Consider the following 24,641-nt stretch of genomic DNA (forward strand, 5'->3'; position numbering starts at 1 on the left):
CGACGACCTGACATCGGATCCCGGGGTCTTCAGGCTGGTGGGCTGGCGCCCGTCGGGGCGCCCTGGTCAGGTCGATCGATCGCGTAGTCGGACTCCCAGGCGGTGTCCTCCTCGTCCGGGGTGGCGTAGTCGCCGTCTTCGGGGTCGTACTCCTCGTACGGAGTGTACTCCTCTCGGGGCGTGTACTCCTCGTCGGGGTCGTACTCGCTGCCGGATTCGTACTCGCCGTCCGAACCCCATCCGTCGTCCTCGCCGAACCCATCGTCCTCACCGAATCCGTCGCCGTAGCCCGACCCGTAGCCGGTCCCGTTCGACGGGCCCAGGGCGCTCGTGAGGTTCGCCGAGTAGTTGGCGAGGGCCTCGAACGCGTCCGCGAGGCCGGCGGGCGAGCGCTCGAAGGTCACGACGACGTCCGAGCCGTCCTGCTCGACCGTGGTGTCGTCGAACAGCGCCGCCGTCTCGTTGGGCGGGACGCCGTACTCCGCGAAGGTCATGCTGCCGTCGAGCATGGCGCGGAGGTCGTCGGCCGTCCCCTCGTCGTGGGCCGCGATCCGGTACTCGATGCCGATGTTCTCGTCGGTCGTGTAGTAGGCGCCAGAGACCGAGTCGACGTCCGCGAGCTCCTGCAGGCGCTTGACGTTGTCCGGCACCGAGACGCCGGTCATCGCCGCCGCGCTCTCTGCCTGCTCGGTGTAGTTGCCCTCGCCGGCGTCCTCGGGGACCGTCACTGCGAACCGGATGTGGCCGTCCCGTGCAGAGCCGAAGGCCTCGCGGAGTTCGTCGCCAACGGGGTCGGCCGCGCCGCGATCGACGTCGACGGCGTCCTTGACCGCCTCCTCGCTACCGGAGACGAACCGGCCGTCGCCGAGGACCGCGATCCAGGTCGGGCCCTCGTCCTCGTCCGTGTCGAACTCCTCGTACTCGTCGTCGTCCCAGCCCTCGAACTCGGATTCGGTCTCGAATTCGCCCTCGGACTCGAAGCCACCGTCCGATTCGACGCCGGTCTCGGCCTCGGCTTCGACGTCGGTCTCGGCGCTGGTTTCGTCGTCCAAATCGTCGCTCTGGTTCACCCGGTAGAGGGTGTAGTCCTCGTAGGTCCGCTCCTCGTACTCGGCGCCGTCCGCGGTCGACTCGACGAAGTCCTCCGTGTTCCAGTCGGAGTCGATCACTACGGCTTCGTAGTCACGGCTCTCGTCGTCGCCGTCGTCCGCCCCGTCTTCGCCCTCGTCGTCCTCGCCGCTCCCGTACTTCGAGAAGTACGTCATGCTGTGGAAGCCGTCGATCGAGAGGTTGCTCTCGTTCTGGGCTTCGGCCATCGACTCCTCGTAATCGTCCGGCCCGTCGTAGCTCTCGTTGGTCGCCTTCTCTAAGTCGATGAATTCGTTGACCAGTTCCCTGGTCCGCTCGTCGTCGGTCACGTCGCCGTCGACGTGCACCACCGCTTCCGCCTCGCCGGGCACTGCGTTCAGCATCTCGTTACCGCCCAACAGTCCGCCGGTCAGCGCGACGTAGGTCACCGCGCCGCCGACCGCGACCACGGCGACGCTCGTCAACGCGACCTGGAGCTTGTTCGCCAGCAACGCTTCCGTCAGCGCCATCTGATCACCTCGGACCCGCCGGTCGAGTCGATACTGCCCGCGGTCTCACCGCCGTTCGCGTGTTCGCTCCCGTCGGTCATATGTGAGTTTGCCATCACGATAGACTAAATAGATTCCCCTCGACTTGTCGTAGCTAACGGCTTCGGTGCCGGAGAAAACGTGCATTGGCGCCGCCGCGACGAATCGAGCGGGGCGATTCGAGTTACTCGTGTCGACCTTTCAGGTCCTGCTTGTCGGTCTTGCCCACGTCGGTCAGTGGGATCTCGTCGACGATGTGGACCTCCTCGGGCATGGCCTGTTTCGGGACCTTCCCCTCGAGGTGCTCGCGGACGTCTTCCTCGGTGAGGTCGCCGTCGTAGTCGGGATCCTCCTCGACGTAGATGACGACGATCTCGCTGCCCGGACGGTCCGGGTCCGACGCGCCGATGGTGGCCGGGCGGTGGACGCCTGGGTGGGAGAAGAGGACCTCGTCGACCTCCTCGGAGTAGACCTTCAGCCCGGAGACGTTGATCATGTTCTTCACGCGGTCGACGATGTAGAACCGGCCCTTGGAGTCGATCTTCGCGACGTCACCGGTCGCGACGAACCCGTCGTCGTCGAAGGGGTCCTTGCTCTCGTCGAGATAGCCCTTCATCCGCTGGGGACCGTTGAGGAGCATCTCGCCCTCGAGTTCCTCGTCGATGGCTTTCCGGAGCGGGATCTCCTCGCCGCTGTCGACGTCGACGAGTTTGACCTCCGTGTCCGGCACCGGGACGCCGATGGTCGGCATGTCGAACCCTTCCTCGCGGGTGTCCTCGCCGAGCAGCATGTCCTGGAGCCCGCGGGTGTTGAAGTGCGTCACCGGCGACATCTCCGAGAGGCCGTAGCCCTGGGAGACGCCCTTGGACTTCTCCTCGAACTTCTCTTTGGTCTCGGTCGCCAGCGGGGCCGACCCCGAGAGCCCGACGACGTCCTGGTCGAGGTCCTCGTTGACGATCTCCATGAACTGGGTCGGGACGCCCATCATGATCAGCGGCTCGCGCTCCTCGATCAACTCGACCATCATCTCCGTGTCCCGGGCGTCCGGTACCGTGAGAACGTCGAGGCCGAGTTCGATCAGCGAGTGCTGGACGGAGTAGCCGTAGGCGTGATACAGCGGCAGGGCCATGACGGCCCCCTCGCTGCCGCGCATCATGTCCGCCATCCGCGACTGGGCGGCGTTGGCCTGCAGCGCGTTGGCGGTGAGGTTGCGGTGGGTGAGCTGACAGCCCTTCGGGAGGCCGGTCGTGCCACCCGTAAAGAGGAGCGTGTGAACGTCGTCTTCCACGTCGAACTCGACCTCGGGCGGGTTCGGCTCGGTGGACTCGATCACGTCGGTGAGCCACTCGACGCCCTCGACGTCCTCGTGTGTCTCGGGCGGGTCCTCGCTGTAGTCGTCGACGGAGGTGAGGATCACGTCCGGGAGGTCGAGCTCCTCCTGCAGGCTCTCGATGAGGTCCCGGTGCTTGTCCTGGCCGATGAGGACCTCGGGCTGGCCCTGCTCGAGCCGGTAGATCAGGTCCTCCTCTGCGTCGAGGAAGTCGTTCGGGATGTGGACCCCGCCCGCCCGGGAGATGGCGTTCTCCGCGATGATGAACTGCGCGGAGGTCGGGAGCACCGTCGCGACGCGGCTGCCCTTTTCGACGCCGCGTTCGCGCAGCGCGGTCGCCAGCCGTTCGACGTCCTCGACGACCTCGGGATAGTTGTACTTCTGGCCGAGCTGCACGATACCCTGTTCGGGGTACTCCTCGGCCGAGTCGTAGAGGAACTGGTGGACCGGCTGATCGGGGTACGGTTCGAGCGTCTTCGGCACGCCGAACTGTTCGTACTCGGCGAACCACGGCTGCTCCGGGAGCTCGGTTGCGTCTGACATCTACGTTTATTTCTCATCCCCCGTGGCTTAAATCCGCATGATTAGTCACGCGGGACATGGCCGGAACGGGGCGTTTTCCGGACGCACCCGGTTATTTTCGGGCCTTCACGTTCGAGGGGGGCTCGGCACCCCAGAACCACCTCGATTACGAACAGATTCCAGGGCGTCGCGCCCCACACCGGCAGCGCCGGGACGAGCGACACCGCGGCGATCCGCGGGTGCCCGATCGACCACCGTCTCGTTACGCGAACTGTAGCGGGGCAAACGGTTTACACCGACGGCTCTCTGTGGGTAGACGATGAGTGCCTGGAACCGTCGCCTCAGGTCCGTCCTCGACCGGCGGTTCGTCCTGTTCGTGCTCCTCCTCCTCGCGCTGACGCTCGCCGGCGGCTGGCTCTCCTATCAGGCCTACGGGACGACAGAAACCGCCGTCGAGCAGCGACCCGGCCCCACCGCGACGTTCGTCGGCGAGTTCGATCACGGCGCCGACGTCGCCGTCGACGGCCCCGTGTTCGCCGAGGGCGAACGCCTCGCCAACAGGTCGACGTACTTCACCCGGACAACGCCGGTCCTCGACGGCCGGTTCCGGTACACCTACTCCGCGACCGGCGACGGGAACCTCTCGGTCACCGCGACGGTCGACACCGTGTTTCGGTCCGTCGACGACTCGGGCGGCGACACAGGCGAGTACTGGCGCGTGCGCCGGGAGGTCAACCGGACGAGCGCCGTGCTCGCCCCGACCGAAGAACTCGACGTTCGGTTCTCCGGCAACGTCACCGAACTGATCGACGAGATTCGGCGGTACGACGAGTCGGTCGGGCGCACGCCCGGCTCGCTCGAGATCGCGTTCGTGACGACCGTGACCGCCGAGGGAACCGTGAACGGCGAGCCAACGGCGCGCAGCCAGACGTACCGCCTCGGCGTCGACCCCGACGGGAGCGTCTACCGCGTGGCCGACCCCGGGCCCGTCACGAACGAGACGAGCGGCCCGCCCCGGGAGGTCAGGGTCGAGGTTTCGCCGGGCCCGCTCGAACGATTCGGCGGGCCCGCGGCGGCCGTGCTCGGCCTGCTCGGCCTGCTCTCCCTCGGCCACCTGCGATACCGCGGCCGCCTGGCCCTGGACGATCGCGAGCGAGCCACCCTGACGTTCGAGCGGGACCGCTCGGAATACGACGAGTGGATCACCACTGGACGGCTCCCCCGCGAGACGCGAGAGAAACCGACCGTCGAGGTAGACTCGCTCGAAGGCCTCGTCGACGTCGCCATCGACAGCGACCGCCGCGTCATCGAACACGAGTCCCGCCGGGAGTTCGTCACCGTCGTCGACGACGTGGTCTACCGATTCGCCCCGCCTCGGGACCCCGACGACGAGTCCGATCAGGAACCGATCCCGACCACAGACGACCCGGACGAGTCAGATCGCCAGTCCCACGACTCGTCCAGCCAACCGATCACGTGGACCGACCGCGAAGACGAGGACGCTCGATCGACCGACTCACCGAACCGGGACTGATCCCGTCGCTCACGGTTTCATATTACGGAGACGCTCACTGCGTTTGCGTCCCCTATCTCACGGCTCGCTTCGCTCGCCGTTCGATAATTCGGAGACGCTCACTCCGTTCGCGTCTCCCTGCTCACGGCTCACTCCGTTCGCCGTTCGCAAATTCGGAGATTCTCCCTTCGGTCGAATCACCCTAGTCGTCCCCCGCCACTTCCACGACCCCGTCCGCGTCCTCTTCGATACTCGGCGGATACTCCCCTCGATCCAGCACGAGATCGGACTGCGGTCGAGCCATACAGGTCAGCGCGTACTCCTCTCGCTCGGCGTCGGTGAGTCCGTGCGCTGCCGGCTGCGTGACCTCCCCCTCGAGGACCTTCGCAGAACACGCCAGACACATCCCGACCCGGCAGGAGTACTCCTGAGCGATCCCCTCCTCGATGCACCGTCTGAGGATCGTGTCCGTCTCCGAGACCGTGATCCGTTCCCCCGTCCCCGCGAATTCCACGGTGTAGTCGGTCATGCCCCCCGATTCGGTGCCACCTGTCAAAGGTCTTTATCCCCGAATCCGTCGCCTCGCAGGGGACGAATTGGGAATAAAGAGTTTTCTCGGTGGGGCAATCAGGGGCGCACATGGCTACTCAGGAGACCGACGCCGGCGGATCGGGTGCCGGCGGCGGGACCCGAACGTACGATATCGTCGTCGTGGGGGCGGGGACGGCGGGATGTTACGCGGCCGCGACCGCGGCACGGGAGGGACTCGACGTCGCCGTCGTCGAGCGCAAATCGGAGGCGGAAGCGGGCCACATCGCCTGCGGGGACGCGCTCAAGGGCGCCGACCAGTTCCCGGAGAGCATCCCCAAGTCCCAGATCGAACCGGCGTTCACGAACACCGTGGTCGACCACGGTCGGTTCGAGATCCCCTCGGAGGACGCGATTCTCGACATCCCGGTGCCGGGCGAACTCGCCGTCATCGACCGGTGGGAGTACGGTCGCCTTGTCATCGAGGGCGCCGAGAAGGCCGGCGTCGAGTTCCACTACGACACCGTCGTGCAGGACGTCCGGCAGGACGAGTCCGGGCGCGTGACCGGTGTCACCGCCCGGCGGCGCGGCGACCCGGTCACCTACGAGGCCGACGTGACCATCGACGCCGCGGGCGCGCTGTCGATCCTGCAGGACAAGGCCGACCTCGACGAGGCGACCTTCGACACGAACGTCCGGTACTCGCAGTTCTCCTCGGGCTACCGCGAGATCATCGAGGTCGACGAACCCGTCGACTGGTCGGACGCGCTCGTGTTCAAGCCGACGAAGCGTGCGTCGGGGTACCTCTGGTACTTCCCGCGCACGCCGACCGAGATCAACGTCGGCCTGGGCTTCCAGATGAACGAAGAGCCGATGAAACTGGTCGAGGACCTCAAGCGCGACGTCCGCAACCGGCCGGAGTTCTCGAACGCGACGGTCACCGACAAACTCGGCGCGGCGCTGCCGACCCGACGCCCCTACGACTCGGCTGTCGCCCCCGGCTTCATGGCCGTCGGCGACGCCGCGGGGCACGTCAACCCCACCACCGGCGGCGGCATCGCCGGCGCGGCCTACGCCGGCCAGTACGCCGCCGAAGAGGCGATCGACGCCATCGGCGACGGCGACCTCGACGAGGGCGCGCTCTGGGAGTACAACAGCCGGATCATGGACCACTTCGGCGGGCGCTACGCCGCGCTGGACGTCTACAACATCTTCACGATGGCCTACGATCTGGACGACCTGATGGCGCTGCTCGCCGCGATGCCGGGCGAACAGCTCGCCGAGGCGCTCTACGAGGGCTCGACGGACGTGAGCCTCCCGCTGAAGGTCAAGACGGCGATCAAGACCTTCGGCCACTGGAAGACCATCTACGACCTCTACAAGACCAAAGGCCTGGCCGACCGCCTGCTCGACCACTACGAGACCTACCCCGCGTCCCCCGACGGCTTCGAATCCTGGCGGAGCGAGCGCGACGACCTGATGGACGAGATCTACGAGACGACCGGCGCCGAAGCGAAGTACTGACCTGTCCCTCGACGGCAACAATCCGTATTTGCCTTAAACTACCGGTGGTTCGCCGCTCAAGATTTATCAGTCCAAACTGAAAAAGAAGCGAACACGACGGGGCGGTGCCGACGTGGGCACGTGGGGCGAAAACGGGCTCGACGGTGGGGCGCCGCACCCGGTGGGGGCAACAATGAACGTCAAAGGACTATTCACGGACGATTCGGCAGTGTCGCCGGTCATCGGCGTCGTGCTGATGGTCGCGATCACGGTGTTGCTGGCGGCGACGGCAGCCACATTCTTCATCGGCATCGGGCAGGACAACAGCAACAGCACGCCGCAGGTGGCGACGAGTTTCGACTACGATCAGGAGATGCATTCGAGTGGAAACTATCGGGTGGACACGCTGAAGATCAGCCACGACAGCGGTGACACGATCACCGCGAAGAACCTCGACATCGTGGTGTCTGATGCGGAGACGTACGACACGTCGGGGGGCGGTAGCTATTCGGATCTGAACGACCGGTACCAGTGGGACGAGTTCGACGGTGTCGGGGGCAGTGACAGCAAGGTCTCCGGCGGAGATACTGTCAAGCTCGAAGCCGGCCAAGATCCGTTGGCTTCCGACGACGGTCTCCGACTGGACGGCGCGACCGTCAAGATCGTCTGGGACGACCCGGGCAGTTCCTCGACGTTCACGCTGAACACCTGGGAGAACTGAGGGAGACACGACCGCCTTTTTCCGCAGTCGCGGCTCAGGGAGCCTCGCGTCCGAGCGTGAGGAGCGCGTCCCTGAGGACCGCGACCCCGATCTGAAGCGAGTCCTCGTCGACGTCGAAGGTTGCGGTGTGGTGGCCGCCGGGGTGGTCGGTGCCGACGCACACGAAGGCGGCTTTTCCGCCGTGGTCCTGCACGCGGTCCATCAGGTAGGTCGCGTCCTCGCTGCCGCCCAGGTCGTCGTGACGCAGGACCGACTCGACGCCCTCGGTCCGGCCGGCGACGGCCTGGACCACGTCGACCACCTGGGGATCGTTCTCGGCGCTGGGGGCCTGGCCCGCCGTCTCGATTTCGACCTCGCAATCGTGCATCGTCGCGGCCGATTCGATGATGCGGTCGGCGTGCTCGCGCATGTAGGTCATGAGGTCGGTGGTCTCGCCGCGGACCTCGCCCGCGAGATACGCCGACTCGGGGACGATGTTGGTGGCGGTCCCGCCGCCGACGTCGCCGGCGTTGACCCGGGTGGCGCCGTCTTCGTGCCGGGGGATGGCGTAGAGGTTCTGGACCGCTGCGGTCATCGCCTGCACGGCGTTGCGGCCCTGGCCGGGGTGGCCGCCCGCGTGGGCCGATTCGCCCGCGAACTCAGCGCGGAACTGACTGACCGCGAGGAAGCCCTCGACGCCCGCGACGACCTCGCCGGTGGGGTGGTCCAGGCCGATGTGGAGCGCCAGCAGGTAGTCGACGTCGTCGACGACGCCGCTCTCGGCCATCGGCGCCGCGCCGCCGACCACCTCCTCGGCGGGCTGGAAGAGCACTTTCAGCCGGCCGGGGAAGTCACGGTCCGCGAGGGCTTCGAGCACGCCGAGGCCGATGGTCGCGTGGGCGTCGTGCCCGCAGGCGTGCATCGCACCCGTCTCGGAGCGGAAGCCGTCGGCCGCTGGCTGGTGGTCGGGGCTCTCGGACTCGGCCCGCGGGAGGCCGTCGATGTCGACCCTGAGCCCGACCGTCGGGCCGTCCCGGTTCCCCTCCAGCACGGCGACGGCACCGGTGTAGCCGCCGGCGAGGCGATCGAGGATGTCGGGGTCGGCCCCCGTCTCGCGGGCGCGGTCGAGCCAGGCGTCGAGTTCGTCGTCGTCGGGCACGGCCATCCGCGCGTCCGCGTCGAGGACCTCGGGGCCCACGAGGAGGTCGTCGACGCCGATGGATTCGAGTGCTTCGACGACGCGGGCGGTGGTCCAGAACTCCCGCCAGGCGGGTTCGGGTCGGCGGTGAAACTCGCGGCGGAGGGCGACGAGACGGTCGCGATCGACGTGGTTCATACCGGACCGAGCAGCGGGAACGACTTAACTCGTGTCCCGGCGCCAACGGGAGAGACGGAGCGGGAGAAAGGTCGGAGAGAGGCCTCAGGTAGTCTGGCTCCGCTGTTCGATCTCGGCGGAGACGTGGACTTCCTTCGGGATGTCCCGTTCGGCGACGGAGCGGGCGAACTCGTCGTGACCGACGATCTCGATGGTGCGGGTGTAGACGGTGTAGGCCCAGGGCTGGAAGTGGGCGCCGTCGTCGACGAGGGACTTCAGTTGCGGGACACGCTTGTCCACCGGCGGGTGGGGGTGTGGCCCTTTCAGTTCGACGCCCTTGCGCGCGGCGGCCTCCTTGATCGTGGTGACCACGTCCTCGAGGAGGTGACGATCGCCGCTTTCGAGCGTGAGCTTCGTGACGAACGGCATATAGCGGGTCGATGACGCCGACGGGGAAAAACCCATCTCTCTGCCGCCGGTCGGAACCGGTTCGGGCTCCGATATTCTCTTAAGTACTGGTCGAATATCGTAGGGTAATGATGGAGGCCACGAGCGCGGGAGCCATCCTCTTTCGCGATACGCGTGGCCGCAGGGAGTACCTCCTGCTCAAGAGCCGCCCCGGCGATTGGGAATTCCCCAAGGGCGGCGTCGAGGGCGAGGAGGAACTCCAGCAGACTGCGATACGCGAAGTGAAAGAGGAGGCCGGAATCGCGGATTTCCGGCTGTTGGACGGCTTCCGGGAAGATTACGACTACGTGTTCGAAGCGAACGGCAAGACGATCCACAAGACCGTGCACCTGTTCGTCGCCAAGTCGTTCGAGGCGAGCGCAGAGCTCTCGAACGAACATCGCGACATGCAGTGGCGCGATTACGATCAGGCGATAAACACCGTCACGCAGGACGGTCCCCGCGAGATCCTGGAACAGGCCCACGAGTTCCTGAACGAGGAGACGGACTTTTGAGCCGGTCCAGGGATTCGCTCAGGCCCGTTTGACGACGACCGTGTTCGCCGCGAGGTCGCCGAGGCGCTGTTTGTCCTCGGTGAGGCCGATACTGAATAGTCCGATCGCGTACGGCGGATAGACGAAGAGGAAGTCGATGATCCGGAGCAGGTGACGGATCACGGCCGCGCCCGGCGTGCACCGCCCGCCGTCGGCCTTGGCGACGACCAGCCCGAAGACCCCCTTCCCGGGCGTGTAGCCGATAGCAGCCTCGAACAGCGGTTTGTACAGCAGGAAGGCGAACAGGAAAAGGAGCAGGAAGAGGACGCCGCCGATGCCGGTAAACGCGTCGAACGCGGCCGTGGGGTCACCGGAGAGAAGCATCGAACCGCCGCCGAGAAGCCCGACGAACAGGTAGACGAACCCGAAGACGCCCCCGACGATCGTCCCGTCGACCAGATACGCCAGGATGCGCTGAAAGGTCACTTTGTCTGCGGTTCCGAGCGCCGGTTCCGGATGTCGTTCCATCGTGTTCGTCGTGTCATACGTCTATTACGTAATTGTTCCGAATGGAAGTCGTCGAAATCAACCGGAACGCGTCGAACGCGACGTTCGGGCCGGAACGATTCTCGACCGGAGGACAACGTTTTGGTGGTCCGTCGTGTTCGGGGTAGCTGTGACGAGCACCGAGCCGGAGTTCGTCTTCGAGTTGCGGGTCTGTCAGTGGGCCGAGCGCAACTGGCCGCCCGTCGGCGACGGCGACGCGGACACGGTCCCCCTGATCGCCCGACAGCTCGGGACGAAGTACCGGCGGTGGGACACCGTCGTCGTCGAGGCCGACCGGGACGCACTCCGAGACCGGGCCGATTTCGGCGCCGAGGGCCTGAACTCCGACCTCCTCCACGTCGTCCGCAACGCTCCGGCCGAGTGGGCGTGGTATCAGGACGCCCTCCCGGATCCGGGCTACCCCTGGCGGTACGTCCGCGAGGCGGTCCACGAGGCCGCCGACCGCGACCTGATCGAGAAACGGAGCGGCGCGAACGGCCGGATCGAGTTGCGCCGCTTCCAGCCGTATCCCGACTGGATCGAGCGGATCGTCGCGATCGAGAACAAACCCGACCTCGACCGCGCGGCGGCGCGGACGCTGGCACCCCAGATCGAACGCGACGTGGCGCTGGGGCTGGCCGACGAGGTCTGGGTGGCCACGGCCCGGACCGGCGGGAGAGTCGAACCAGCCCTGCTCGAAGATTTACCTGTGGAAGCCGGCATCCTGACGGTCGATCCGACCGCCAACGGCCCCGCGGGAGACCAGGCGGTCGACGTGGCCTGGAATCCCCGAACGCTCGCGCCCGGCGAGCCTGGTACCCGCATCACCGACCGGCCGACAGGCGCCGATCACGACGCCTCGGCGGCCCGGTTCGAGTACGCCGATCCGGCGTGGAAGGCGGGCAAGCGCCGCGAGATCGCCGAGCGCGCCTACGAGCGAGGGTGGCGCGCGTACGCGGACACCATGCGTCCGGACTGCAGGCACTTCCGCCTCCGGACGGAGGCCGGCGACGCGCTCCCCTGGTGTGCGGCCAAGGGCTGTCACCAGACGGCCGGCGAGTGCGCCGGATCGTGCGGGGAGTTCACCCCCGAACCGCCGACCTGGCGACAGCGGGACTGGCCGATCGCCGGCGGGCCGGGGAAAGCCCTCAAGCGACTGCTCGAGGGCCAGCGGCGGCGTCGGCGGCCGGGGCTGTGAACACGACAGCGAACCGTGGCGTGCGTGTCTTTATCACGGTGGCCGTCGTACCGGGAGCATCTCGGTCGCCGGCGCGCGTCGGCGACGCCGGGAGGTGACCTATGGCAAAGATCGAATGCGAGAACTGTGGCCGAAAGGTGACGGTCGGTAGAGAGGGACAGGAGTCACGCGCGCCGATGCGGTACTGCCGCCGGTGCGGTGACGAACTCCCGGAACACCCGGGCCTCTGAGCGGGGGCCGCTACCGGCGGGGCCCCGAACGGACGAGCGGCGACGGAATCGCCGTGACCCCGGAAGGCGAGCGGAGGCGTCGGCGATCAGTCGAGTTCCTCGACGGTGAACTCCTCGCGAGCGACGGCCAGGCGGTAGGTGGGGACCGTGCGCCTGATCCGCTCGGCGATCCCCTTATCTGAGAGGCTCCGGAGCGCCGACCGCACGTCGTCGATCTCGGGGTCCTCGCCGGTCTCGCGGAGGTCGTGCAGGACCGAGACGACGCTCTGGGAGCGCTCCTCGGGGCCGGCGAGGACCTCGATCACGGCGGCCTGCAGCGGCGGGACGCGGACGATCCGTTCGCCTTCGGGGTCGTCGGCGCCGACCATCGCGTTGGCGGCCTCCGTCGCGCAGATGAGGCTGTTCTCGTCGCGGTAGTAGTAGTCCTTGAGTTCGTCCTCGAGGTACTGGTGGACGTCGCTGCCGCTCTCCAGGTCCCACCTGTCCTGGAGCTCGGCGTTCTTCGTCGGCTGGAGCGCGACGACGTCCGCGAGTCGCTCGCGGGCCTCGTCCGAAAGCGTCATCGAACCCGGCTACGCCGAGGACGTATTTTGGTGTTCTGCATCTGCGCTGTCAGCCGGCCGACGCGCGGGCCAGCGCTTATCTCCGCGCCGGCCGGAGGAGAGCCATGGACTGGGACACAGTCACCCTCGACCACGACGACGGCGTCACGACCATCACGATCGACCGCCCCGACCGCCTGAACGCGCTCAACGTCGAGACCCTGGACGCGCTCGACGAGGCCCTCGACGAAGCCGAAGCGCAGGACACGCGCGTCCTCGTCGTCACCGGTGCCGGCGAGGACGCCTTCGTCGCCGGCGCGGACATCGCCTACATGAAAGACATGGGCGTCGAGGCGGCCCAGGCCTACGCCGAGCGCGGACACGCCGTCATCAACCGGGTCGACACCTTCCCGGCACCGGTGATCGCGGCGGTCAACGGCTACGCCTTCGGCGGCGGCTGCGAACTCGCGCTCGCCGCCGACCTGCGGGTGGCCAGCGAGCGCGCCGTGCTCGGCCAGACCGAGATCGACCTCGGGATCGTCCCCGGCTGGGGCGGCACCCAGCGGCTCGCCCGCCTCGTCGGCGACGAGACGGCCCGGCGCATGGTCTTCTTCGGCGACCGCGTCGACGCCGAGGACGCCGACCGCCTCGGCCTCGTCGGCGACGTCGTCGCCCACGACCAGCTCGACTCGTTCGTCCGGGACATGGCCGACGAACTGGCCGCGAAACCCGCCTTCGCCCTCCGGACGGCCAAGGAGGCGCTCGACCAGGTCCACCGGACCAACCTCGAAGCCGGCCTGCGATACGAGAAACGCGTCTGGAGCGGGCTGTTCGGCACCGCCGACCAGGAGGAGGGCATGACCGCCTTCGTCGAGGACCGCGAACCGGAGTTCGAGTGAGCAGGCCGCGCCTCGTTGCGCCGCTCGCCGAAAGAATAAGGGTCTACGACCCGCTGGCCGGGTATGGCTCTCGAACCTCACGACGTCGCGGCGCGGGACGGAACGCGGCTCAGGCTGTGGGAGCAGTCGGCCACCGATCCCGACCGGGCGGTCCTGTTCGTCCACGGCGCGACCTACGCGAGCAGCGCCAACTTCGCGCCGCGGGGCGCGCCGGAATACTCCTGGCTCCGCGCGGTCGCCGCAGACGGCGACGCCGCCTTCGCGCTGGACGTGCGCGGCTACGGCGATAGCGAACGCCCGGCCGCGCTCGATGGCGACCCGACGGCCGCCGAGCCCCCGGTCCGCGCCGACGTCGCGGCCGCCGACCTCCGAGACGCCCTGGCCGCCGTCCGTGACCGGGTGGACTGCCCCGTCCACCTCGTCGGGACCTCGTGGGGGACGATGATCTCGGGCCGCCTGCTCACCGACCACGACCCCGAGGTGGCCTCGGCCACGTTGCACGCGCCGGTCTACCGTCCCGGACGGGAACTCGTCGAGGGGTTCGACCTCGGCGACCCGCCGCGAGCCTCCCGGACGCTCTCCCGGGCGGAGGCGAAACGCCGGTGGGACAGCCAGTTACCGGGCGACGCCGCCTCGTATCGCGGCGGGAGCGGCGACGAGGACCCCGTGTTCGACGCCTTCTGGCGAACGCTCTTCGAGTCCGGGCAGGGCCGGGGCGACGACGAGATCGTCGCGCCGAACGGCACGCTGCTGGACCTGCGCGACGCGGTCGACGGCGATCCCGGCTACGATCCGGCGGCCATCGAGGCCCCGACGCTCGTGATCCGAGGGTCACGCGATTCGACCTCGACGCGGGCCGACGCGACGGCGCTCTACGACGACCTGGCGGTCCCCGACTCGGCGAGCCAGTACGTCGAGATCGCCGGCGGCACACACTACGTCCACCTCGAGGACCGCCGCCACGCGCTCTACGACGCCGTCGCCGGCTTCCAGGATCGGTACTAACCCGACCGACCGATCCTCAGTCCTCGAGCGACGCGAGGGTCTCCCCCACATCCGCCCAGTGGCTCCCCTTCCAGAAGCACTGCTCGCAGTCGCGACAGCGCCAGACCGGCGTCTCGGCTGGATCGGGCGCGTACCCCGGCGTGGATTCGTCGTCGGTGAGGGGCTCGACGACGCCGTTGCACCGGCTACAGCGGACCGGGCGGTCGCCGAGTTCGAGTCTGAAGCCGGCGTCGCGGAGTTCCCGGAGCTGTTCGACCGGCTCCCGTTCGGTGAGCAGCACCGAATCGTCCGTGCGCGCGGCGAGGCCGCGATCCCTGGTCAGCAGGGTGCGGCCCTCCGCCCGCGAGAGGGCCAGAATCCGGTCGTCGGCCTCCAGATCGCGGTCCAGCGCGTAGACCGCGTCGAAGCCGCACATCCGCAGGTAGGTCGCGAGTTTCCCGAGCATCACGTCCAGCACGAGCCGATCGCCGGATCGGACCGGTTCGGAGTTTTGCCCCCCAGCAGCACCGCTGTCCCGATCCATCACAGCCCCAGGAAGTCGCGCAAGCCGTCGGCGTCTCGCGTGTTGATCACGTCCCCGGCTTCGGCCCAGCCGCGGCGGGCTGTGTGCACGCCGTAGCGAACGTACGCGAAGGTCCCCGGCTGGTGGGCGTCCGTGTCGATGGCGATGGACGCCCCGGCCTCGATGGCGGGTTTGACCCTCGCGCCGTCGAGGTCCAGCCGCCGCGGATCGCTGTTGACCTCCAGGGCGGTCCCGGCGTCGGCGGCCGCCGCGGCCAGCCGTTCGACGTCGACGTCCAGGCCGCCGCGCTGGTTGAGCATTCGTCCCGTCGGGTGACCCAGCACGTTCACCTCCGGGTGTTCGACGGCCGTCACCAGTCGGTCGGTCCCGTCGCCGTCGAGGCCGGCGTGGGGCGAGGCGACGACAAGATCCAGTTCGGCGAGCACGTCGTCGCCCACGGAGATCGAGCCGTCGGCCCCGATATTGGCCTCGACGCCGGCGAACAGGTCGACCGCGACCTCGTCGTCGACCGCCCGGATGGCGTCGATCTGCTCGCGCAACTCGTCGTCGTCGAGGCCCACGCCGCCGACCATCCCCGGGCCGGTGGCGTGGTCGGTGATCGCCAGGTAGTCGTGGCCGAATTCCGCGGCGGCCTCGGCCATCTCCCGGATGGTGTTGCCCCCGTCGGACCACTCGGTGTGGGTGTGGAGATCGCCGCGGACCTCGCTCTCGGCGAGCAGGTCGGGGAGATCGCCGTTCGCCGCGGCGTCGATCTCGCCGCGGTTCTCCCGGAGTTCCGGCGGCATCCACGGCAGGTCGAGGGCCTCGTACATCTCCGCCTCCGTCGCGCCACCGACGCGCTCGCCGGCGCGCTGGTCCGCGTCCGGATCGTCCACGGCCGAGACGTCGAAGATACCGTACTCGTTCATCTTCAGGTCGCGGTCGATGGCGCGGTTCCGGAGGGCGACGTTGTGGTCCTTGCTACCCGTGAAGTACTGGAGGGCGGCGCCGAACTCCGGGGGATCGACCACCCGGAGGTCGACGCGGAAGTCGTCGACCCGGAGGCTGGCCTTCTTCGTTCCCGCCTCGATCACGGTGTCGGCGGCGTCCCAGCCGGTGAAGCCGTCGATCACCGCGTCGGGGTCGTCGCTGCCGACCAGCACGTCCACGTCGCCTATCGTCGGCCGCCAGCGCCGGATCGACCCCGCGAGTTCGACCTCCCCCACCGCGTCGACGCCGGCCAGGTGTTCACGAACGCGATCGCCGTACGGTCGGGCCTCGCCGAGCAGTTCCCGCTCGTGGGCCTCGCGGGCGAACTCGATCCCCTCGAGGATGTTCTGTTCGGTCTTCTCGCCGAAGCCGGAGATCGCCTGGATCTCGCCGGCCTCGGCGGCGCCTTCGAGGTCGTCGAGCGTCTCGATCCCCAGTTCCTCGTAGAGCGTTCCGACGGTCTTCGGGCCGACGCCCTCGACGCTCGTGAGCGCGGCCATGTCGACCGGCAGTTGGCTCCGGAGTTCGTCCAGTTCCTCGATTCCGCCGGTCTCGACGTACTCGACGATCTTCGAGGCGATGGCGTCGCCGACCCCCTCGATCTCCTGGACGCCGTCCTCGCCGTCGGTCGCGAGGTGTTCGATCGCGGCGGGGCTGGCCCGGACGTTCTCGGCCGCGCGCCGGTACGCGCGGGGCTTGTACTCGACGTCTCTGGCCTCCAGCAGGTCGGCGAACTCCTCCAGGAGGCTCGCCACCTCCGCGTTGCGGCTCATTGCCCGCTCGTTGGCGCGCCCGGCCTATCAATTCCCGGTGCGCCCGGCGCCAGGCCAGTCGCTCACCGCCCACGACCGACGCCGACGCCGCTGCTGTCGTCGTCGTGGCCCAGCGCCTTCTTGAGGAACTTCGTCCAGCGTTTCCGGTCCTGGGTCTCCTGGGCCTTCGCCTCGCGTTCCAGATCGGTCGGGCCCAGACTCTCAAGCGCGTTGAGCGCGCGGTCGATCCCGATGATCGCGCGTGCGAGTTCCTCGCCCTCCTCGAAGCTGATGTCGCCGTCCTCGATCAGTTCCTTGCGCTGGATACGCTCGCGGCGGAGGTTCTTCTTGGCTCGCTCGACGCGATCGCGTTCCCCCTTCGGGACGGTGTCGCGGCGCTTGATCTCGAAGACGAAGGCGCGGAGGTCGAGGGTCTCTCCCTGGACCGTGATCTCGTCGGGGATGTCCGCGCCCACGGTCGCGCCGTCGCGCCCGATGCGCTCGAGGAGCTGTTTGCGCTGGAACTCCTGCACGGACGACGATGGGAGCGCGACGGACAAAACAGTCCCGGACCGGCCCCGTGTCGGGCGAACGGCGGGCGTGCAGGGGGGAAGACATTTCCGGGGCGGATTCCTACCCCGCCGTAATGGCGAAGTGCGACGAGTGTGGGAGAGAGGAGAACATGCCGTACCAGTGTCGCCACTGCGGGGGGACCTACTGCGGCGATCACCGCCTCCCCGAGAACCACGGCTGTCCGGGCCTGGAGAATTGGTCCGACCCGGGCGGCGTGTTCGACAGCGGCTTCGACGACTCCGTCGACGGCAGCGGCGGTGGCGGGTGGGGGAGTTCGGCGAGCGGCGGCGGTATCCTCGCGAAACTCGGCATCGATACCGGCCCCGGGAGCACGCTCGGGTACTTCCGCGGGAACGTCACGTACCTGTTTCTGGGCATCATGTGGATCACGTTCGCGTTTCAGCTGCTGGTGTTCCCGGCGCTGGGCTATCCGCCGTCGAGTTCGCTCTGGGAAGCGGTGTTCGTCATCTCTCCGCAGCACCCCGAGTACGTCTGGACCTGGGTCACGTCCATCTTCTCGCACGGCGGGCTCTATCACATCGCTGGCAACAGCATCGTGATCTACTTCTTCGGCCGGATCGTCGAGGAGTACATCGGTTCCCGCGACTTCGCACTCCTCTTCCTCGGGAGCGGGATCCTCGCCGGCCTCGGTCAGATCGCGATCCAGGCCTATCAGGGCATCCCGACGGGGGCGCTCGGTGCCAGCGGCGCTGCGCTCGCGATCATGGGCGTCCTCACAGTCCTGAACCCGAACATCAAGGTGTACCTCTACTTCATCCTCCCCGTCCCGCTGTGGGTGCTCACGGTCGGCTACGCCGGCCTCACCGTGTTTGGCATCTTCGGGGCCTACGGAGGGGGCATCGCCCACGTCGCTCACGGGGTCGGCCTCGTGATCGGCCTGCTGTACGGCCAGCGCGTCAAAGACAAACTCAGCGCGCCCTCCCAGCTCCAGCTCGGCGGCGGCATGCGCCGCGGTCCGGGCGGTCCAGGGGGTCCCGGTGGGCCAGGCGGCCGCGGCCCGTTCTGACCGATGGAGCCAGTCCGCCCCGAGTTCGTCCCCGACGCGAGTCTCGACCGGGCGGAGATGGAAGCTCTCCAGATCGACCTCGCCGAGGAGGCGGTCTTTTCCGACGACTTCGACTTCGATCCCGAGCGAGTCTGGCCCGCTCGCGAGTCCGGCCAGCGGGAACTCGGCGACGAAGACGGCGCAGATCCAGAGGCGGCCGCACCGGTCGTCGTCGGCGTCGATCAGGCGTTTCTGGACGACGGGCGGGCCGTCTCGGCGCTCGTCGCCCTCCAGGCTGGGGAGGTGATCGAACGCGCCCACGCCGTCGCGCCGACCGAAATTCCGTACATTCCGGGCCTGTTGTCCTTCCGCGAGGGGGGCGCGATCCTGGCCGGGTTCCGGGAGCTGTCGGTCGACCCCGACATGGCACTCTTCGACGGGAGCGGCCGCATCCACTACCGGGAGGCGGGGATCGCGACTCACATCGGCGTGATGCTCGATCTGCCCAGTGTCGGCGTCGCGAAGAACTTGCTCTGCGGGGACGCTCGGAAATCGACCGAGGGGCTGGCCGAGGGCGAGCGCGTCCCCATCGAAGCCAACGAGAAGGTGACCGCGCCGGACGGGACCGTCATCGGCTACGCCGTCCAGTCGCGCCAGTACGACTCGCCGAACCAGTACATCAACCCGCTGATCGTGAGCCCGGGCCATCGCGTGAGCGCCGAGACGGCGGCCGACCTCGTCCTGGCGTGTTCCGCGGGGTACAAGCTCCCGGAGCCGACGCGGCTGGCCGACGCCTACGCCGACGAGTTGAAGGCCGAACTCCAGGACTGAAGGGAATTATCGGTCGCGGACGTGCGGCTCGGGCATCAGATCGTCGAACGGCTGGTCGTCGATCCACTCGCAGAGTTTCACCAGTTGCTCGCTGGCGGCTTCGAAGAGTTCCTCGCCTTTCTCCGGCGTCGCGTCGGTCTGGTCGCCGAGCACGCCGTTGTCGGTGTTGTCGGCGGCGTCGTAGAACGTCCGCGCGCCGAATTTCATCGTCCCGGCCTCGTCGACGCTCGGAACGCCGCCGTCGCGGGCGTCTTCGAGACGGTCTGCGTGGACGAGTTCCTCGGCGATGTGCATGATCATCGCGGTCTCCTTCGGGCCGCCGTGGGGGCCGTTCTGGGCGAACAGGTCGTCGACGAGGTCGGGGATGGACTCGTCCCACATCCACTCGACGGCGAAGGCGGTCTCGGTCTCGTGGAGGCGGCGGCCGACCTCCTGGAGGTGCTGGACGTTGCCGCCGTGGGCGTTGACGTAGACGATGCGGTCGATGCCGTGGTAGGTCAGGTTGCGGGAGAAGCTCTCGACGTAGTCCCGGAAGACGGACGGATCGACCCACATCGTCCCGTGGAACTGGCGGTGGTGGGGCGAGACGCCGACGTTGATGGTGGGCGTGCAGAGGTAGCCCGTGCGCTCGGCGACCTCGCGGGCCAGCGCTTCGGCGATCAGGTGGTCGGTCCCCTCGGGCAGGTGGGGGCCGTGCTGTTCTGTCGAGCCCAGTGGCACGATGGCCAGCGACTCCTCCTCGAAGTACGCGCCCAGGTCGGGCCACGTCTCGTCGGCGAGATACATGTTTCAGGGGCAGGGATTCCGGCCCCAATAGCCTGCCTATCCGGGCGAAAGGCTGGTAATTTAACAGCAGGGCGAGCGATTCGTCGGGTATGACAGCGAAGACGGTGCTGATCACGGGGGCGTCGTCGGGGATCGGACGCGCGAGCGCAGAGGCGTTTCTCGACGAGGACTGGACGGTCTACGCGACGGCGCGGGACACCGACGACGTCGCCGACCTGGCCGAGGCGGGCTGTGAGACGCTGGAACTCGACGTGACGGTACAGGGCGACGCCGAGGCGGCCATCGAGCGCGTGATCGAGGAGGAGGGGCGTCTCGACTGCCTGGTCAACAACGCCGGCTACGCGCAGTTCGGGCCCGTCGAGGACGTCCCGACCGAGCGCGTCCACGACCAGTTCGACGTCAACGTGTACGGTCCCCACCGGCTGATCCGCGAAGCGTTGCCGCACATGCGCGAGCAGGGCGACGGGACCATCGTGAACGTCTCCTCGGTCGCGGGCCGCATCGCCACGCCGGGGATGGGCGTCTACAACAGCTCGAAGTTCGCCCTGGAGGGACTAACCGACGCGTTGCGCGCCGAGGTCGACGACTACGGCGTCGACGCCGTCCTGATCGAACCGGGGCCGGTCGACACGAGTTTCGGCGACCGCGCGGACGAGGAACTCGACGACGGCACCGAGCGCTCGGGCGCCTACGAGTCGATCTACGCCTTCTACGAGGAGGGCCAGACCTTCGGCGGCGCGAGCGCGCTCTCGATCCCGCCGACGGACGTCGCCGAGACGATCCTGGAGGCCGCCTGCTCGCCCGACCCCGAACCGCGCTACCCGGTCGGCCAGGTCGCGAAGTACTCCGTCCTCTTCCGGTTCGTCCCCGACCGGATCCGCGACGGCGTGTACCGACTGGCGGGGAAACTACCGTGATCGACGACCGCGAGGCGCTGGCCCCGAGCCCGGCGCACGAACTCGCGCTCGACTGCGTGGAAGCGGGCATCGCGGCCGCACATCCCCACCGGGTCGTCGGCGACCGCCTCCACCTGGAGGGCGACCAGCTACGGGTCGAAGACGAACTGTTCGACCTCGGCGCGTTCGACGAGGTCGTCGTCCTCGGCGGCGGGAAGGCCGCCGCCCAGGTCGCGGCGGCTCTCGAAGACGTGCTCGGCGACCGCCTCGACGGGGGCGTCGTCGTCACCAACGACCCCGTCGAGACCGAGTGCGTCACCGTCCGCGAGGGCGATCACCCGGTCCCCAGCGAGCGCGGTGTCGAGGCCGCACAGGCTGTCCGCGACGCCGCGGACGCGGCCGACGACGAGACGCTCGTGCTCGCGGTGCTGACCGGCGGCGGGAGCGCGCTGTTGCCCGCGCCGGCCGATGGACTGGACCTCGCCGACCTCCAGTCGGTGACCGAATCGCTCCTGGACGCCGGGGCGCCCATCGAGGCGGTCAACGCGGCCCGGAAACACTGCTCTGCGATCAAAGGGGGGCAACTGGCCCGCGCGGCCGACCCCGCGACGGTCTGCACCCTCCTGTTCTCCGACGTGGTCGGCGACGATCCCGGCGTGATCGCCAGCGGGCCGACGGTCCCCGATCCGACGACCTTCGCCGACGCCCGGCAGGTCCTCTCGGCGTACGACGTGGACGCCCCAGAGGCAGTCACCGACCGGATCGAACGGGGCATTGACGGGGAGATCGACGAGACGCCAACCGCCGACGACCCGATCTTCGAGAAGACGAGCACGCACGTCCTCGCGAACGGCCGAACGGCCATCGACGCGGCCCGGGAGACCGCCCAGAAGGCGGACCACGAGTCGCTCGTCCTGGCCGCCGGCATCGAGGGCGAGGCCCGCGAGGTGGCCCGGACGCACGCCGCCGTCGCGACCGAGGCCGTCGAGCGCGGCGACCCCGTGGAACCGCCGGCGGTCGTCGTCTCGGGTGGGGAGACGACGGTCACCGTCCGGGGCGACGGCCGCGGCGGCCCCAACTGCGAGTTCGCGCTGAGCGCGGCGCGCTCGCTGCCCGACGGCGCGGTCCTCGCCGCCGTCGACACGGACGGCCTCGACGGCGCGAGCGAGGTGGCCGGCGCCGTCGTGGACGCCGAGACGGTCGCCGACGACGAGGCGGCCGGGCAGGCGCTCGCGGACAACGACGCGGCTGGCTTCCTGGCCGATCGGGACGCGCTCGTCGACACCGGTCCGACGGGGACCAACGTCAACGATCTGCACGTGCTGGTCGTCGACGGGGCCTGAGAACGCCCGGATCGGTCGAGGGGGTTTCGGTCGACTTTTTGCGGACCCCGACGGAATTTCGGGTATGGACCTCGACCTGTCGACGGCGGTGCTGGCGGTTCACGTGCTCGTGGGGGCGGTGTTCGTCGGACTGGGCATCCAGAACCTCGTCGTCGGCCGCGAGATCGGCCTCGTCCTGAACGGGGTGCTCGGCCTCGCGATCGTCGGGATGGGCGTCGGGATCTCGCGACTGATCGACTAGTCGAGACAGGCCGCGACGACGCGCAGGAGTGTCTCTCCGCGCACCTCGTCGGCGAACAGGGGCACGCGCTTGACGTCGTGGCCCCGGAAGAGGTCCTGGGCGTCGCGAAGCGCCTCCTGCTGGACCTGCCACCGCCGCTGACAGAACTCACAATCCTCCAGATCGGGAGAGACGAACCAGTCGCCCTCCACGTCGGCCACGTCGGTCAGGTCCTGCATGACGCGGTTGACGACCACCGTCTCGACCGGGATCCCGAACGACTCCAGTCGGTCGAGCAACCGCTGGGACTCCATCACGCTCAGCCCCTCCGGGACCATCACGATCCGGAAGTCCGTCTTGGCCGGGTCCCGGAGGACCGCCCGGAGTCGCTCGATGCGCTCGCGCAGTTGCTCCATGTCCTGCATGTCGGCCCCCGCGTCGTCGTCGCTCCCGCCGAAGGGGAGCGAGTCGAAGAGGCCGCTCATGCGCTGGCGGAGTTTGAGGAGGCGCCCGACCATCGAGTCCAGCAGTTCCGGCAACTCGAGCAGTCGGAGGGTGTGCCCGGTCGGCGCGGTGTCGACGATCACGCGGTCGAAGCGCTCGTCGTCCATGTACTCGAGGAGGAGTCGCATCGCCGCGGCCTCGTCCATGCCCGGCATCGGGCCGGCCAGGGGGTCGGCCTCGGCCGCACCCGCTGCGTTCGGTCCGGCACCGGGTCCCTCACCGGCGTTCGCGCCGGCTCCAGCACCACCCTGTCCCGTGCCTTCCTGGCCCATTCCGCCCTGTCCCATGCCACCCATCGGACCGCCACCGCCGAGCAGTTCGCCGAGACCGCCCATACCGCCGAGGCCGCCCTCGGCGTCGAAGGGGCCGTCGCCGACGGCGTCCTCCGGGTCGATCTCGGCGGCGTAGAGGGGAATCTCCTCGCGGATCCGCGCGGGTTCGGCCGGGATCTCCGTCTCCAGCGTGTCCGACAGCGAGTGGGCCGGGTCGGTCGAGACGACGAGCGTCGCGGTGCCGTCGCGGGCGCTCGCGAGCGCCGTCGCGGCCGCCATCGTCGTCTTGCCGACGCCGCCTTTCCCGCCGTAGAGCACGTACTCGGCCGCGTCGACGCCGGTCGGGACGGCCGCGTCGTCGATCTCCTCGACGGGCTCGACCTCGATGTCCATACCAGTGGGTTCGGCGGCGGACTTGTGTACCCGTCGGTCCGGCGGTGTCGGGGTCGCGACCTTCGCCCGCCGACACCGTTTTCGGCCGCGACGCCCTCGTTGGGACATGACCGAGCCAGCCCCCGCGCTCCCCGAGGACACTCGGGTCGGACGCGTCGCCCTCACCGTCGGGGACCTCGACGAAACCCTGGCCTTCTACCGCGACGTGGTCGGGCTCGAAGTCCACGAGCGCGACGACGACGCCGACGGCGACCGCGCAGTCCTCGGCGACGGGAGCGATCCCCTGCTCGTCCTCCGGGAAGACGCCAGCACCGCCCCCAGAGACCAGGCTGCGGCCGGACTCTTCCACACCGCCTTTCGCGTCCCCTCGCGGACCGCACTTGGCGACGCGCTCGACCGGGTCAAGAGCCGGTGGCGACTCGACGGCGCGTCAGACCACCGGGTGAGCGAGGCGCTCTACCTCTCGGACCCGGAGGGAAACGGCGTCGAGATCTACCGCGACCGCCCGGCGGAGGCGTGGCCGATCGACGACGACGGCCGCGTGCAGATGGACACCGGCCCGCTCCCGCTGGACGAACTGTCTGCAGCGGCCGCCGGAGACGACCGCGCACCGACGGGAACGACCGTCGGCCACGTCCACCTGGAGGTGACCGACCTGGCGGCCGCCCGGCCCTTCTACGTCGACGGCCTCGGCCTGAACGTCCGACAGGAGTGGGCCGACGACGCCCTCTTCCTCGCCGCGGGCGAGTACCACCACCACGTCGGCCTGAACACCTGGCGCGGCCGGTCCGAGCCCGCCGGCGAGCGCGGCCTGGCGTGGTTCGAACTGGTCGTGCCCGACGAGGAGACGCTCGCGGCCGTCGAGGGACGCCTCACGGCACGGGACGTAGGGACGACGCGCCGGGACGGCCGACTCGACAGTGCGGACCCGGACGGGATCGAAGTCCGCCTGCGGACCGAGCGCTGAGCGGTCGCTGGCGAGCGTGGTCGATCGGAGACCGCGAGAGAGAACGGAAGGTGGGCTAGGACCGCGAGGATCGGGCCTCGCGGACGTCGTTGCCGTCCCTGATCTTGTCCTCGCAGTTGGGACAGACACGCGGTGCGTCGAGAGTCTCGGGCGTGAACACCCGGACGTACGCCTCAGTCACGAAAGAACCGCAGTTCTGACACTCAGGCATCCGACTG

26 protein-coding genes are annotated in these 24,641 nt (G+C 68.8%); 13 read left to right on the plus strand and 13 right to left on the minus strand.

The window, feature by feature from the left end; genetic code table 11:
- Positions 1-29: 29 nt before the first annotated feature.
- Positions 30-1,598, minus strand: a complete 1,569-nt coding sequence (locus tag U5918_RS04140; protein ID WP_335999678.1) for a hypothetical protein — start codon at positions 1,596-1,598, stop codon at positions 30-32.
- 202 nt (positions 1,599-1,800) lie between these two features.
- Positions 1,801-3,489, minus strand: a complete 1,689-nt coding sequence (locus U5918_RS04145) for a class I adenylate-forming enzyme family protein (protein ID WP_335999680.1) — start codon at positions 3,487-3,489, stop codon at positions 1,801-1,803.
- A gap of 298 nt (positions 3,490-3,787) precedes the next feature.
- Between U5918_RS04145 and U5918_RS04150 the strand changes: the two genes are divergently transcribed.
- Positions 3,788-5,002 (plus strand): DUF5305 domain-containing protein, encoded by a 1,215-nt coding sequence (locus tag U5918_RS04150; protein WP_335999681.1) that lies wholly within the window; start codon positions 3,788-3,790, stop codon positions 5,000-5,002.
- Positions 5,003-5,183: 181 nt separating this feature from the next.
- Here U5918_RS04150 and U5918_RS04155 read toward each other — a convergent pair whose 3' ends face one another.
- Positions 5,184-5,510, minus strand: coding sequence for a 2Fe-2S iron-sulfur cluster-binding protein (locus U5918_RS04155; protein ID WP_335999682.1), 327 nt, complete (start codon positions 5,508-5,510; stop codon positions 5,184-5,186).
- Positions 5,511-5,620: 110 nt separating this feature from the next.
- On the opposite strand from U5918_RS04155, the gene U5918_RS04160 reads away from it, so the two are divergent.
- Positions 5,621-7,033, plus strand: coding sequence for a geranylgeranyl reductase family protein (locus U5918_RS04160; protein ID WP_335999683.1), 1,413 nt, complete (start codon positions 5,621-5,623; stop codon positions 7,031-7,033).
- A gap of 172 nt (positions 7,034-7,205) precedes the next feature.
- Entirely contained in the window at positions 7,206-7,733 is a 528-nt protein-coding gene (locus U5918_RS04165) for a type IV pilin N-terminal domain-containing protein (protein WP_335999684.1), read from the plus strand.
- Positions 7,734-7,767: 34 nt separating this feature from the next.
- Here the strand turns inward: U5918_RS04165 and U5918_RS04170 are convergent, their stop codons facing one another.
- Positions 7,768-9,048 (minus strand): amidohydrolase, encoded by a 1,281-nt coding sequence (locus tag U5918_RS04170; protein WP_335999685.1) that lies wholly within the window; start codon positions 9,046-9,048, stop codon positions 7,768-7,770.
- Positions 9,049-9,132: 84 nt separating this feature from the next.
- Positions 9,133-9,456 (minus strand): uS10/mL48 family ribosomal protein, encoded by a 324-nt coding sequence (locus U5918_RS04175; RefSeq protein WP_335999686.1) that lies wholly within the window; start codon positions 9,454-9,456, stop codon positions 9,133-9,135.
- A gap of 107 nt (positions 9,457-9,563) precedes the next feature.
- On the opposite strand from U5918_RS04175, the gene U5918_RS04180 reads away from it, so the two are divergent.
- Positions 9,564-9,989, plus strand: a complete 426-nt coding sequence (locus U5918_RS04180; RefSeq protein WP_335999688.1) for a bis(5'-nucleosyl)-tetraphosphatase — start codon at positions 9,564-9,566, stop codon at positions 9,987-9,989.
- Positions 9,990-10,007: 18 nt separating this feature from the next.
- On the opposite strand, the gene U5918_RS04185 is transcribed toward U5918_RS04180, so the two are convergent.
- A complete protein-coding gene (locus tag U5918_RS04185; protein ID WP_335999691.1) occupies positions 10,008-10,496 on the minus strand; it encodes an RDD family protein in 489 nt (162 codons plus the stop codon).
- A gap of 148 nt (positions 10,497-10,644) precedes the next feature.
- Here U5918_RS04185 and U5918_RS04190 point away from each other — a divergent pair, with 148 nt between their 5' ends.
- A complete protein-coding gene (locus U5918_RS04190; RefSeq protein ID WP_335999693.1) occupies positions 10,645-11,712 on the plus strand; it encodes a DUF5787 family protein in 1,068 nt (355 codons plus the stop codon).
- A gap of 316 nt (positions 11,713-12,028) precedes the next feature.
- Here U5918_RS04190 and U5918_RS04195 read toward each other — a convergent pair whose 3' ends face one another.
- Complete coding sequence (locus tag U5918_RS04195) at positions 12,029-12,505, minus strand: DUF5797 family protein (RefSeq protein WP_335999694.1); 477 nt, start codon at positions 12,503-12,505, stop codon at positions 12,029-12,031.
- Positions 12,506-12,609: 104 nt separating this feature from the next.
- Between U5918_RS04195 and U5918_RS04200 the strand changes: the two genes are divergently transcribed.
- On the plus strand, positions 12,610-13,383 hold the full coding sequence (locus tag U5918_RS04200; RefSeq protein ID WP_335999695.1) for an enoyl-CoA hydratase/isomerase family protein: 774 nt from the start codon (positions 12,610-12,612) through the stop codon (positions 13,381-13,383).
- Between the two features lie 63 nt (positions 13,384-13,446).
- Positions 13,447-14,388, plus strand: a complete 942-nt coding sequence (locus tag U5918_RS04205; protein ID WP_335999697.1) for an alpha/beta hydrolase — start codon at positions 13,447-13,449, stop codon at positions 14,386-14,388.
- Between the two features lie 16 nt (positions 14,389-14,404).
- Here U5918_RS04205 and U5918_RS04210 read toward each other — a convergent pair whose 3' ends face one another.
- From U5918_RS04210 to U5918_RS04220, 3 genes are all read right to left on the minus strand, one after another.
- On the minus strand, positions 14,405-14,911 hold the full coding sequence (locus U5918_RS04210; RefSeq protein WP_335999699.1) for a Mut7-C RNAse domain-containing protein: 507 nt from the start codon (positions 14,909-14,911) through the stop codon (positions 14,405-14,407).
- Positions 14,911-16,653, minus strand: a complete 1,743-nt coding sequence (gene polX / locus U5918_RS04215) for a DNA polymerase/3'-5' exonuclease PolX (protein WP_335999701.1) — start codon at positions 16,651-16,653, stop codon at positions 14,911-14,913. The genes U5918_RS04210 and polX overlap by 1 nt, the downstream gene beginning before the upstream one ends.
- 62 nt (positions 16,654-16,715) lie before the next feature.
- Positions 16,716-17,165 carry a DUF5788 family protein gene (locus U5918_RS04220; protein ID WP_335999702.1) on the minus strand — a complete coding sequence of 150 codons (450 nt, stop codon included), beginning with the start codon at positions 17,163-17,165 and terminating at the stop codon, positions 16,716-16,718.
- Positions 17,166-17,278: 113 nt separating this feature from the next.
- Here U5918_RS04220 and U5918_RS04225 point away from each other — a divergent pair, with 113 nt between their 5' ends.
- Complete coding sequence (locus tag U5918_RS04225; protein ID WP_335999704.1) at positions 17,279-18,232, plus strand: rhomboid family intramembrane serine protease; 954 nt, start codon at positions 17,279-17,281, stop codon at positions 18,230-18,232.
- 3 nt (positions 18,233-18,235) lie between these two features.
- Complete coding sequence (locus U5918_RS04230) at positions 18,236-19,042, plus strand: endonuclease V (protein WP_335999706.1); 807 nt, start codon at positions 18,236-18,238, stop codon at positions 19,040-19,042.
- Between the two features lie 6 nt (positions 19,043-19,048).
- Here the strand turns inward: U5918_RS04230 and U5918_RS04235 are convergent, their stop codons facing one another.
- Positions 19,049-19,828: a creatininase family protein gene (locus U5918_RS04235; RefSeq protein ID WP_335999708.1), complete on the minus strand. Its 780-nt coding sequence runs from the start codon at positions 19,826-19,828 to the stop codon at positions 19,049-19,051.
- An 89-nt stretch (positions 19,829-19,917) separates the two neighbouring features.
- Here U5918_RS04235 and U5918_RS04240 point away from each other — a divergent pair, with 89 nt between their 5' ends.
- The 3 genes from U5918_RS04240 (at position 19,918) to U5918_RS04250 (ending at position 22,308) form a co-directional block, all read left to right on the plus strand.
- Positions 19,918-20,745 carry an SDR family oxidoreductase gene (locus U5918_RS04240; protein ID WP_335999710.1) on the plus strand — a complete coding sequence of 276 codons (828 nt, stop codon included), beginning with the start codon at positions 19,918-19,920 and terminating at the stop codon, positions 20,743-20,745.
- Positions 20,742-22,067 (plus strand): glycerate kinase type-2 family protein, encoded by a 1,326-nt coding sequence (locus U5918_RS04245; RefSeq protein ID WP_335999711.1) that lies wholly within the window; start codon positions 20,742-20,744, stop codon positions 22,065-22,067. Before U5918_RS04240 ends, U5918_RS04245 begins: the two co-directional genes overlap by 4 nt.
- A 64-nt stretch (positions 22,068-22,131) precedes the next feature.
- Positions 22,132-22,308 carry a hypothetical protein gene (locus tag U5918_RS04250; protein ID WP_335999712.1) on the plus strand — a complete coding sequence of 59 codons (177 nt, stop codon included), beginning with the start codon at positions 22,132-22,134 and terminating at the stop codon, positions 22,306-22,308.
- Here U5918_RS04250 and U5918_RS04255 read toward each other — a convergent pair.
- The gene (locus U5918_RS04255) at positions 22,305-23,456 is read right to left on the minus strand and encodes an ArsA family ATPase (RefSeq protein ID WP_335999714.1); all 1,152 of its coding nucleotides are present in this window, start codon (positions 23,454-23,456) and stop codon (positions 22,305-22,307) included. The genes U5918_RS04250 and U5918_RS04255 overlap by 4 nt on opposite strands.
- 106 nt (positions 23,457-23,562) lie before the next feature.
- On the opposite strand from U5918_RS04255, the gene U5918_RS04260 reads away from it, so the two are divergent.
- Positions 23,563-24,423, plus strand: a complete 861-nt coding sequence (locus U5918_RS04260) for a VOC family protein (protein WP_335999717.1) — start codon at positions 23,563-23,565, stop codon at positions 24,421-24,423.
- Positions 24,424-24,478: 55 nt separating this feature from the next.
- Here U5918_RS04260 and U5918_RS04265 read toward each other — a convergent pair whose 3' ends face one another.
- Positions 24,479-24,634 (minus strand): DUF7563 family protein, encoded by a 156-nt coding sequence (locus tag U5918_RS04265; protein ID WP_170845305.1) that lies wholly within the window; start codon positions 24,632-24,634, stop codon positions 24,479-24,481.
- Positions 24,635-24,641: the final 7 nt, after the last annotated feature.

The sequence above is a fragment of the Halorientalis sp. LT38 genome (genome assembly GCF_037031225.1).
Lineage (GTDB): Archaea > Halobacteriota > Halobacteria > Halobacteriales > Haloarculaceae > Halorientalis > Halorientalis halophila.